Source organism: Xenorhabdus entomophaga (assembly GCF_037996725.1).
GTDB lineage: Bacteria > Pseudomonadota > Gammaproteobacteria > Enterobacterales > Enterobacteriaceae > Xenorhabdus > Xenorhabdus khoisanae.
Genome location: NZ_JBBMXH010000020.1, coordinates 40,431 through 51,645 on the forward strand (window position 1 = coordinate 40,431; position 11,215 = coordinate 51,645).

General features: G+C 58.0%; 5 protein-coding genes and 1 pseudogene. All 6 read left to right on the forward strand.

Features of this window, described 5'->3' with window-relative positions:
* Positions 1-5: 5 nt before the first annotated feature.
* Entirely contained in the window at positions 6-1,451 is a 1,446-nt protein-coding gene (gene tssA / locus AAC854_RS06375) for a type VI secretion system protein TssA (RefSeq protein WP_047964015.1), read from the forward strand.
* Positions 1,448-5,056, forward strand: coding sequence for a type VI secretion system membrane subunit TssM (gene tssM / locus AAC854_RS06380; protein ID WP_340616370.1), 3,609 nt, complete (start codon positions 1,448-1,450; stop codon positions 5,054-5,056). Before tssA ends, tssM begins: the two co-directional genes overlap by 4 nt.
* A 66-nt stretch (positions 5,057-5,122) precedes the next feature.
* A complete protein-coding gene (locus tag AAC854_RS06385) occupies positions 5,123-6,547 on the forward strand; it encodes a VasL domain-containing protein (RefSeq protein WP_340616371.1) in 1,425 nt (474 codons plus the stop codon).
* A 299-nt stretch (positions 6,548-6,846) separates the two neighbouring features.
* Positions 6,847-8,664: pseudogene (locus AAC854_RS06390) on the forward strand (type VI secretion system Vgr family protein); the annotation flags it as partial.
* 57 nt (positions 8,665-8,721) lie between these two features.
* Complete coding sequence (locus tag AAC854_RS06395; RefSeq protein ID WP_273547050.1) at positions 8,722-9,141, forward strand: DUF1795 domain-containing protein; 420 nt, start codon at positions 8,722-8,724, stop codon at positions 9,139-9,141.
* A 13-nt stretch (positions 9,142-9,154) separates the two neighbouring features.
* On the forward strand, positions 9,155-11,215 hold a 2,061-nt coding region (locus AAC854_RS06400), incomplete at its 3' end, for a PAAR domain-containing protein (protein WP_340616372.1).

An 11,215-nucleotide genomic window follows, 5' to 3' on the forward strand; every position in this document is an offset into this window, starting at 1 on the left:
TCGACATGGACATCAGAACACAATTTGACTGGTTCGGCTCTCTGTTGGCTCCTTTGTCCGATGAACAGATTGGCAAAGCGCTGGGAGATGGTGAACCTTCATGGGAATACATTGACGGCGAAATGATCAAATTTGGCTCGCTGTCGCATAGTTCGTTGGATATTGAAGAGATCCAGCGGCAGGCATTGCAACTGTTGAGCGAAAACTGCAAGGATTTCCGGTTGATGGTGCACCTGTTGCGTACTTTGCAACATGCCGGCAATGCGGCTGAGTTGATCCTCGCCCTGGAATTATTGACCGAGTATGTCAAAAACTACTGGGAAAAGGCTTGGCCAGTCAAACCGCTGATAAAGCGTCGGCTGGCGCAGCAGGTACTCAAGCGTTTTGAGTCCGCGCAAGGCAGTTTCATTGAACGGGCGAACAAAAATGAACGGGATGATGCACAAGGTGCATTTGCACACTTGGCTCAATGCTGGCATGCCAATGAACCGGAACTTGCCAAAGAAGTTGATCAACTGCGTATTCGTTATAACCGTCAGCCAGAAACCGCACCGACAGCCCCAAAACCGGCTCCGGTAGCGACTGCGCCGGCATCCACGATGGAGTCCGGGGAACCCACGTCCCAGACCTACGCAGCTGCGCCGATGCCAGAAGTGGACGTCAACAGCTCAAGCGAAAAAGCGTGGAAGCAGACCCTGATGACGGTAGCCGACTTGCTGTGTGAACGGCATCCCGAATCTCCCATTGGTTACTCCCTGCGCCGTCACGCTGTCTGGCACACCATTACCACGGCACCCATGGCGAATGCGACAGGAAAAACCCCGTTGGCACCGACTGCTGCGGATCGCACAGCCGATTATCTGGCGCGATTGCCGACGGCGGACAACAAATTGCTCCGGCAAATTGAACAAAGCCTGACGCTGGCACCTTATTGGCTGGATGGGCATGTCATCGCCGCACAGGCCGCAGCACAATTGGGTTATGTGAACGTCGCGCTGGCCATTCGTGACGAACTGAACGCATTTCTGGAACGGTTACCTGTGTTGAAAACCTTAAGTTTTTCCGACATGAGTCCGTTTATTTCTCCAGAAACCCTCAACTGGCTCACACCTGAACCAGCGGCAACGGGCAACGGTTCCGTTTCTGCTGATCAGGAAGCTATCTGGCAGTGTTTCCAGCAACAGGGGTTAGAAGCGGCCCTGAAAATGTTGGAAGAACACCAGCAACAGCTTACTGAGCCACGGGATCAATTCTACGGTCAATTGCTCAATGCCCAATTGCTTGAAGAAGCGGGCATGACAGCGCTGGCTCAACAGCATTACCGGAACTTGTTACACACTGGACAACACATGTTACTCACTCAATGGGAACCCGGCCTACTGACTTTACTGGCTGAAAAACTTCCTTCCTCCTCTAAGGATACGGCTTCAAACAGGAGCGTTAACCCATGAAATGGCCCTCTTTGTCATCTTTGGCACCTTTGAAATCGGCCTTACCGGCGCTGTCGAAGTTTAAGTCGTTGCCACGTCTCAAGGCTACAATGGCACTGATTCTGGCGCTTATCCCCTGCCTGCTCCTGATAGCGGTTTGGTGGTGGGGACCAGAATGGAACATCCGCAATGACTATCCGCTGGAAAGTCTCGCGGCCCGCTGGCTGGCAACCGCCATCATCATCATGATAGTGCTGTTCTGGATTGGCATGAAAGCGTGGCGTCGCTTGCGGACACTGGAAAAACTCAATCTTGACGTTGAACTGAAAGTGGTAGATCCGGTTCGGGTAGATATTGAACATCAGGATCGCTACCTCGACCACTGGAAATCCCAGTTGCAACGCCACTTGGACTCGTACAATTACTTGTACGAACGCCCGTGGTACATGGTGATCGGTAGCCAGAAGAGCGGTAAAACCTCACTGATTAAGGAAGGCTATAAGCTATCCGAAATCGCGGCACCGGAATATCTGCGTCAGGATGGAGACATTCCACTGATGCTGCGTTGCTGGTTGGGGGAAAAAGCGGTCATCATCGATCCGAAAGGCCAGTTGATTGACCAGCCCGTCCCGCTTAACAGTGACAAGCCACAAATCAACAGCCGCCTGTGGGAATCGCTGCTGAACTGGCTGACCGAAAACCGTCAGCGCCAGCCACTCAACGGGATTATTCTGACCGTTGATACCCTGCGCCTGCTGACGGATAGCCGCGAACAGCGTGAACGTTACGTGCGTGAAATTCACCAGCGTTTGCAAGACATTCGTCTGACCTTCCACAGCCAGTTACCGCTCTATCTGGTCATGACCAAAATTGACCTGCTGTACGGCTTTGAAGCGATGTACCAGTCACTGGATCGCAAACTGCGTGACGAGATCCTCGGTGTGACATTCAGCCTGAATAACCGTGATGAAAAAGCGTGGCGCGGTGAACTGGAACAGTTCTGGAAGCAGTGGATGAACAACCTGAACACGGCCATGCCAGACATGATGCTGAACAATGTGGATGCCAACCAGCGCAGCGCCCTGTTCAGTTTCACCCGTCAGATTCAGGGCTTGTACAGCTATATCGTCCAGATGCTGGATGACATTTTGTATAACGACGAACACCATCGCCCGACCCTGCGCGGGGTTTATCTGACCTCGGCGCATCAGGTAGGGCAGATGGACGACCTGTTCACCCAATCTGCTTCGGCGCAGTATCATCTGGGCTCGCAGGCGTTCCCGACCTGGCCAGCGGGCGACACCCTGCCGTACTTCACCCACTCCCTGTTTGAAGATGTTTTACTGGCAGAGCCGAATCTGGCGGCTGAAAACCGTATCTGGCTGAGCCGCAACCGCCGCCAGTTGTATACCTTCTCCACGGTGAGCGCACTGGTCATCATGGCGATGTGGGGCGGCTGGCATTATTTCTACCAGAAAAACTATCGGGCGGGTGAAGAGGTACTGGCACAGGCGAAAAACTTCCTGTCCATTCCCCCGCCGCAAGGCGATGACCGCTACGGTAACCTCCAGTTGTCACAGCTTAACCCGATCCGTGACGCGACGCTGGCTTACGGCAACCACCGTGAAAACAAATCCTTCCTGACTGACATGGCGTTGTATCAGGGCAGTAGTGTTGGGCAACGTGTGGAAAGCACCTACGTAGAACTGCTGGAACAGCGTTTCCTGCCGTCCCTGATGCAGGGGCTGCTGGATGATCTGAATAACGCCCCGGCAGGCAGTGAGGAAAAACTCGAGATCCTGCGTGTGATGCGCATGATGGAAGATAAAAGCAAACGTAATAATGGGCTGGTCGAGCAGTACATGCGTGAGCGCTGGAGTAAAGCGTTTCACGGCCAGCGTAATGTGCAGGAAGCGTTGCTGACTCATCTGGATTACGCTCTGGATACGACCGACTGGAAAGAGAAGCGGGATAAAGGCGATCAGGACGCTATCGATCGCTTCACCCCGTTTGTGAAGCCGATGCGACAGGCCCAGCAGGAGCTGAAAACCCTCTCCGTCAAACAACGGGTTTACCAGAACCTGCGGATCAAGGCACAGGACGTACTGTCAGCGCCAATCAACCTGCGTGACCAGATTGGCCCGAGCTTTGACGACGTGTTTATTGCCAGCAACGAAAAACGGTTGGTGATCCCCCAGTTACTGACCCGCCACGGTCTGATGGATTACTTCGTCCGGCAGAAAGGTGAACTGACGAAACTGACCGAGATGGATAGCTGGGTACTGAACATCACAAAGAATAATCAAGATAAATCCAACGAGACGGGATTATCACAGCATAACGACCAGTACAGTGAAGAAGATCAGGAAAGGATTCAGGGCGAAATCAATGAACTGTATTTGGCCGAGTACACCGCCACATGGCGGGCGTCGATGAATAACCTCGAAATACGTGACTTTGATGATCTGCCGCAGGCCATCAGTGCCATCGAACAGGTGATCAGTGGTGAGCAGCCTGTCAAGCGGGCACTGCAAATCCTGAGTGATAACACCAACCCGCCGGTGATGGGTAATTCACTGAGCCAAAAGGAAAAAGATGCTTTGCTGGCGCAGTCGGATTATAAGCTGTTAAACCGCATCAGCCATGACTTTGCGCCGGAAACCGGGGTGCTGGTTGAACGCGGTGACAAGGGCAGCACACTGCAAAGTGTCTACCAAAAACTGACGGCATTGCACCGTTACCTGCTGGCGATCCAGAACTCGCCGGTACCGGGCAAAGCCGCCCTGCAAGCGGTGCAGATGCGTCTGGACAAGAACAACAGTGATGCCATTTTTGAAGTGCAGCAGATGGCGAAAACCTTGCCGGAGCCGTTGAACCGCTGGGTGGGTGAGCTGGCTGAACAGGCGTGGCGTGTGGTGATGATGGAAGCGATACGTTCGCTGGAAGTGGAGTGGAACGACTCCGTGGTCAAACAGTACAAGACCTATCTGGCGGGCCGCTATCCGTTCAACCCTAACGCGCGTGAAGAAGTGCCGTTGAGTGAGTTTGAGCGCTTCTTCCGCCCGGGCGGCACACTGGATGTCTTCTACCAACAGAGCCTGAAACCGTTTGTGGATAATGGCCTGACCACGGGCACGGACGGCAAGATCCTGATCCGGCCGGATGTGATGAAACAGCTGGAAACGGCGAATCGTATCCGGACCACCTTCTTTACCCCGCAGAACGGCCTCGGCACGCAGTTTGCCATCGAACCCGTCAGCCTGACCGGCAACAAACGCCGCGCCCTGCTGAACCTCGACGGCCAACTGGTGGATTACTCTCACGGCCGCAGCAATGTGGCGCGTCTGGTCTGGCCGAACTCCATGCGGGCCGGCACCGAAAGCAAGCTGACCCTGATGCCGGACCGAAGCAATCAGGCCCCGCGCGCCATCAGCTTCACGGGGCCGTGGGCCCAGTTGAGACTGATCAACAGCGGTAAGCTGACCAACGTTCAGCCGGGCTTCTTTGACGTGCGTTTCAACGTGGACGGGGGTGAGATGACCTACCGCATCTACGTTGACGAATCGGACAATCCATTTGCGGGCGGGCTATTCAGCCAGTTCAAACTGCCGGACACCCTCTATTAAGGTGACGACCTTCTGTACCTCCCCCTGCCTTCGGGCAGGGGTTTTTTTAAGGAGAAAAGCGAGAATATGAGCGGGCACCCTGAAAATCTCATCATCCGGGCGGGCGGCAGTCCGCTGAACCTGCCGGAATTTGCCGTTATCCGCGATGAAATCAACAAAACCAGCCATCCGGCGCAACCGGAAGTCAACTGGCCGCTGGTGGAATCCCTGTCCCTGACGATATTCAAAACCAACGGCGTCGATTTGCAGACGGCGATTTACTACACCCTGGCGCGGATGCAACTGAACGGGCTGGCGGGTTTCACTGAAGGCTGTGAACTGCTGGCCGGGGTTATCGTCAGCGAATGGGACACGCTGTGGCCGCCTCAGCCGCAGGTACGGACTGACTTGCTGGAGTGGTTCCACACCCGTACCGGCAGTGTGTTACGTCAGCTGGATTTTGCCGCCGGTGACCTGCGGATGATTTACCGCGCTGAACGGGCACTCCAGCTGATTATCGACCGGTTACAGCAATCCGACCTGAAACGCCTGCCGCGTGTTGAGAACTTGTTGTGGTTCTTCCAGAACTCAGCGAAGAAGCTGGAAAAACCCCGGCAAGTCGCCAAACCGGCGTCACAGCCGGTACAGATGCCGCCTTTAGTCTATCTGTCCCAACAATCGGAAGCGGAACAGGAAACTGCGCCGCCACCGCCGCCACCGCCGCGCACTGACAGCCCGCCAGCGGCCGGGCACCCACAGCGGGTTCACGTCCAATTTCCTGAACAACCGCCGAAAGGTTTAAATGCATGGCAAGGGTTTGGCCTCGGGGCTTTGTTGGGGTTGCTGGTTTTGGTGGGCAGCTGGCTGCTGTTCTACAAACCGCTGCAACAACAACTCAACGCCATCACGGCCCAACCCACAGGGGCCCGGCTGGCCTGGTTGTATCGGCCCGAACTGGAAAATTATCAGAACCAGCTGGATAGGCTGGCGGAAACACCCCCGCTGGCAACATGGGAAGCTGCCCGCACCTTGAAAGGCACGGCTGAACAACATTGGCCCGCGTCGCCGAGCCAGCGGCACATCACCCGCCAGTGGGAACAGGCGATGGCTGCCCGTATTGACAGCGTGCCCCTGAAAGGAAGCTGGAACACCACCCGCGACCAGCTTCAGCAACTGGCGGACAAAATCCTGTTGCAGGAGCGGACCCGCGGCAGCTTCACGCTGTCCTACCTGAAAACCGCCATCTATGACATTCAGCGCAGCCACGGCAGTGACATCCCGCTGGAAGAGCTGCTGCGTCAGTTGAGCGTCTACGCGGCGAAAGGCGAGTCCGCCCCGCCGGTGCTGCTGAAAGGCATCGATGAGCGCTTTAACGCCCTGCTCGGCCGCTATGACCGGCTGCGTCAGGCGACAGACCCGCGGGAAAGCCGCACCGATAACAAGATTGAAAAAAATAGCGAAAGCAGTACCCAACGCCATGAACAGGCCGTCAGCACTGACGGCGGGCATTAATCAGGGAGACACAGTATGTCGATGAAAAAGCGCATTGCGAAACTTCAGAAAGGGCAGGCCCTTGTCCGGCAGGGGCAGCAGGCCGCCCAAATGGTGCAGCAGGTGGCGGGGATGCCGGGGGGCTTAAGCGGCGGCCGTGCCGGAGGCGGCATTGCCGGCAGCACCGACGGCTTTGTCAGCGGCGCTCAGAGTGCGGCGGGCGGCCAGGGCTTGGCGGCACGGGCCGCCAGCGGCCAGGGCCGCCAGCGGCCAGAACGCCGCAACCAAAGCCCTGCAAAAAGCCGGTGCCATGTTAGGCGGCGGCGGGGCTGCCGCCGCAGACCTTTGTCGTCACCGACTTCGACCTGACGGAAGGCTTTTCCCAGCCGTTCCACCTGAATGTCGGGCTGGCGAGTGCCGACCCGGCCATTGACTTTCCGGCCGTCCTTGACCGCGCCGCGACCCTGACCATCCTGCAGGAGGGCGTTGAACAGCGCAGCATCACGGGAATGGTGGCCCGCTTTGAGCAGGGTAACACCGGGTTGCACCAGACCACCTACCAGATGACCATTCGCCCTGACCTGTGGCGCACGACCCTGCGCCAGAACTCGCGCATCTTCCAGCAGCAGGACATTGCCACCATCGTCACCACCCTCCTGAAAGAGCACGGCATCCGCGACGTGGTGTTCAGCCTGCGCCATCCGCATCCCGAGCGGGAATTCTGCGTGCAGTATCAGGAAAGTGACTTTGTTTTCCTGCAACGCCTGACGGCGGAAGAGGGCATCTTCTACTTCTTTGAATGCGGTAACGGCCGTAACACCCTGGTGTTTGCCGACGATGCCGGCTCCGTCCCGCCGGGCATCGTCATCCCTTATCAGCCCGGCGAAGGCAGCACCCTGGGCGAGCCTTCCGTGAGCAGCCTGACCTACAGCGCACAGGTGCGCCCGGCCCAGGTTGAACTCAAAGACTACACCTTCAAAAACCCGGCCTGGGGGGCCGAGTTCCGGGCGCAGATGAAGGAAGAAACCCTGCAGGAGATGTATTACGAGCATTACGACTACCCGGGCCGCTTTAAGGACGAAGCGCACGGCGCAGCCTTCACCCGCTACCGCCTTGAAGCGCTGCGCAACGACGCCGTAATGGGGCAGGGCAGCGGACACGCCATCGCGGTCCAGCCGGGCCGGCTGTTCACCCTGACCAACCACCCGCGCCCTGACCTCAACCAGCCGTGGCAGGTTGTGGGGGCCAGCCACTCCGGCAGCCAGCCGCAGGCCCGGGAAACCGCCACCGGTGACAGCGGCACCACCCTGCACAGCCATTTCAGCTTTATCCGCCATAACCAGAGCTGGCGCCCGGCCCCGTTGCCGAAACCGGTGGTTGACGGCCCGCAAATCGCCAAAGTCGTGGGCCCGGCGGGGGAAGAAATCTTCTGTGACCAGTACGGGCGCATCCGCCTCCAGTTTCCGTGGGACCGTTACGGCAACAGTGATGACCACAGCTCCTGCTGGATACGCGTCACCCAGCCGTGGGCCGGACAGGGCTGGGGCATGCTGGCCATCCCCCGTATCGGCCAGGAAGTGGTGGTGGACTTCCTGCACGGCGACCCGGACCAGCCGATCGTCACCGGGCGCACCTATCACGCCAGCAACATCCCGCCGGGCGGGCTGCCGGGCAGCAAAACCCAGATGGCCTTCCGCTCCAAGACCCACAAAGGGGAAGGGTACAACGAGCTGCTGTTTGAGGATGCGAAAGGCAGTGAACGGCTGTCGCTGCATGCGCAGAAGGACATGCACACCACGGTGAAAGACAACCAGAGTTTGGTGGTGGAAAAGGGGAACCGGACGCTGACCATCCAGACGGGGGATGAACAAAAAACAGTGGCACAAGGCAACCTGTCGGAAGAAATCTGCCAGACCCGCAGTACGGCCGCCAGTTCGGTCGTTGTCGTGACGGAGGGGGAGAAAGGGGAAGAGCCGGGCACCCAGTTTTATAAAGCGGCCAATGCGATCAGCCTGATGGTGGGGAACAGCCAAATCCAGCTGGACACCGAAGGGATCGCGCTGGCCTTTAACGACAACACGATTTTGATGAACGCCGAAGGGGTGTTTATCAACGGCACGCTGATCACCCTGAATTAACGGCGGACTGACCCCGCCATTTCACTGACAAATAAACAAAGAGAAAAAGGAAACGCCATGAGCGCACAAACTTACCCAATGAAAGAAGGCACCCTGACAATCCCGGCCGACTGGCGCGACGAATCGATGCACGTGTTTGTCCTGCCCGACGAGAGCGGGGCGAATCTGGTGATTAACCGCACGCCGGTGCCGGTGGGGACCGACCACGCCAGCTTTTACGAAGAGACGCTGAGCCAGTTCGTCACCCACCTGCCGGGGTATCAGGAGCAGGGACGGTCGCAGATGGAACTGAGCGGCGAGCTGGCATGGCGGCTGGATTACCACTGGCAGAGCCCGGAGGGTGAGATGCACCAGATCGTGGTGTTACAAATCAGGGGTGATCAACTGTTGGCTTTTAACCTGACCTCAACACAGCCGTTTAACGACAGCCGGCGCAATGTTCTGCTGCGTGTGGTGAGCAGTTTTAACGCTGCCTGACAGGAGGCCAGCCATGGGATTATTGGAAGGGGCGGCTGTACGCGCCGCCCGAATGGCCGCCGTTCGAGCCGGTACCGCGTCAGCCAAGGGGGGCAACGGGCCGAAAGCGGCCCGGGTCGATGACCCTATCCAGCACAGCAGCTTTCTGGCCGCGCTGGCGGGGGTAGTCGCCGGTGCCCTGATTGCGGCGGCGGTTATCGGGGCGGTCGGTCTCCTGTTGGGCCCGATCGGGGGGCTGCTCGTTGGTGGTTATATCGTGAGCAAAATGGCCGGCACTATCGCCAATGCCAGTGCCGCCGTGACGCGAATGTGTGACAGTGTGTGCTCACCGGACGGGGCGCTGACGTCCGGGTCGAAAAACGTCAAAATCGAGGGGAAAGAGGCGGCCCGCGCCGAAGTCGATACATCGGGATGCAGTAAACACCCCGGGTCGCTGATTGCGCAAGGCAGCGAAACCGTGTTTATCAATAGCCAGGCGGCCGCGCGGGAGGGGGACAAACTGGTGTGCGGGGCGACCATCAAGGGCGGGGCGAGTACCGTCCTTATCGGCTCCGGGCAGGGCACCTACATGGACATTGCCGAAGAATTCTCGCCCTGGCAGCGGGCGCTGCTGGTGGCGGTAGAATTTTTGGTGCCCCCCCAGCGGGGACTGATGAAAGTCGGCCTCAAGCTCCTGACCAAGGGCGGGCGAAAAGCCCTGTTGAGGCTGGCGGTGAAAGAGGCCAAATCCAATATCCGGGATGCGAAGGCGGTGCTCACGGGCGCGAAGATGGCGGCGCAGAACGCCAAAAAATGGGCACAAAAAGCGGCCAAAAACCCGAAATGGGCGGCCCAAAGTGCGGCAAAAGGCGCCAGGGCGGGGGCAAAAGTGGCCGCCAGCGCGGCCAAAAACCATGTGAAACAGGTGGCAGCAAACGCCAAAAATCGTGTCAGTCAGGCGGGAAAGCGCATCAGCAATGCCGGGCGTGGTATGAAAGGCGGTGCCGCCAGGGTGCTGAACGGCGCCCAAAAAGGGGCCAATACAGCCGGCAAGGCAGTCAAAAAAGATTTATCCGAACGCTGTCAGAGTGCGAGACGCGGCTACCTTGAAACACAGGGGGCAAAACGTTACCAGGAGGCCTCCAAACGTTTCTTCTGTAAAGACCCTATCGACGTGACAACCGGCATGTTGTTTGACCAGCGCATTGATATCGAACTGGGACAGACCATTCCCCTCACCTTTATGCGCAGCTGGTCACCGGGCGAACGGGGGCTGTTGGGTGAAAACTGGACCGACACCTTTTCGGGCAGTGCGGTGATCAATGGCGACCAAATCGCCATCCGTACTACCGAAGGCGCATGCCTTTACTTTATTCTGATGCCGCATGAGCAGCGCAGCCGAAACCCGGAACACCCGAACTTCACGCTGAGCCGGGACGGGACAGGCTTTTGTTTGCAGGAGCGTAACAATCCGGTCAGCCAGCATTTCACCGTGCCGGTACCGGCCGAAGATGGCGGGCTGCAATGGCAACTGGGTGCCCTGAAGGATGTGTACGGCAACCGGATCCAGTTCCACTACAGTGACGAACATCGCTTGGCCGGCGTCACTCACAGTGACGGCCCGGCCCTGGCGCTGCTGTACCGTGAAGATGGTAAGCTGGAAGAAATACGCCGCCGTGATAACGAACAGGATGAAGTGATGGCACGCTACGGCTATCACGACAACGGCTGGCTGGCGGACGCTGACAGCACCCAGCATTTTCACCTGTTTTATGAATACAATGACCAGGGGCTGATCAGCCGCTGGTCGGACGGTGACCAGACCGCCGTGGAGTACCGCTATGATGCGCAGGGGCGTTGTACCTATACCGTGGGCAGCGGCGGTTATTATCCGGGGCGATTTGAGTATGCGCCGGGGATGACCCGGGTTATCGACCCGGACGGGCATGTTACCACCTGGCACCACAATGCCGAGCAACTGGTCACGCAGGAGGAAACCCCGTGCGGCCACATCACCCGTTATGAATACGATGACTGGGGCAACCTGACGCGCAAAATCCTGCCGGAAGGCCAGACCCTTACGCTGGACTATCTG

Bases quoted from the DNA above. Each gene is read 5' to 3' on its own strand.
- tssM (WP_340616370.1), top strand. From the start codon at position 1,448: ATGAAATGGCCCTCTTTGTCATCTTTGGCACCTTTGAAATCGGCCTTA.
- tssA (WP_047964015.1), top strand. From the start codon at position 6: ATGGACATCAGAACACAATTTGACTGGTTCGGCTCTCTGTTGGCTCCT.
- AAC854_RS06385 (WP_340616371.1), top strand. From the start codon at position 5,123: ATGAGCGGGCACCCTGAAAATCTCATCATCCGGGCGGGCGGCAGTCCG.
- AAC854_RS06395 (WP_273547050.1), top strand. From the start codon at position 8,722: ATGAGCGCACAAACTTACCCAATGAAAGAAGGCACCCTGACAATCCCG.